The 628-nt window shown below is 66.7% G+C and carries 1 protein-coding gene; it reads left to right on the top strand.

Annotation, left to right across the window (positions count from 1 at the left end; translation table 11 throughout):
• Positions 1 to 242 precede the first annotated feature (242 nt).
• Positions 243 to 628, top strand: a 386-nt coding sequence (locus CIB93_RS37050) for a transposase (protein WP_143660154.1), incomplete at its 3' end; no start/stop codon positions are given.

The raw sequence follows: 628 nt of genomic DNA on the forward strand, positions 1-628 counted from the left end.
CAGGCGGTCCTACGTTGTTCGTGGGTTGGACGGGCCGTCGTAAGGTCCAGAGGCCCAGAGACACCGGGTATGGCTTTCAGGCGGTTGCCCTCGATGGTTCCCCTCACCTGGCCGCCCGGTGTCTCACGACGACTCGGCCGCTGATTAGGAGATGCGAGCGCCCTGCGGTGCATCGCTGAGTAGGACCACGCTGGCGAGGTCGTTCGGGAGAACAGCGCACACCGACGAACCGGAGGAACCCCGTGCCCCAGATCTGGGCGGGCGTGGACATCGGCAAGACCCATCACCACTGTGTGGTCCTGGATGCCGAAGGCAAGCGGCTGTTGTCGCGGCGCGTGCTGAACGACGAGCCGGAACTGCTGGACCTGCTCGCCTACGTGCTGGCCGTCGACGAGAACGCCGTCTGGGCGGTCGATGTTGCCGACGGCATGGCCACCTTGCTGATCAACGTCCTGCTCAACCACGGCCAGCAGCTGCTCTACATCCCCGGCCTCGCCGTCAACCGCGCATCGGCCGGCTATCGCGGCATGGGCAAGACCGACGCCAAGGACGCCACCGTCATCGCCGACCAGGCCCGGATGCGCCGCGACCTGACGATCCTGCGGCCGGATGACGAGCAAGCCATCGA

The sequence above is a fragment of the Streptomyces sp. WZ.A104 genome, assembly GCF_002382885.1.
Taxonomy (GTDB): Bacteria; Actinomycetota; Actinomycetes; order Streptomycetales; family Streptomycetaceae; genus Streptomyces.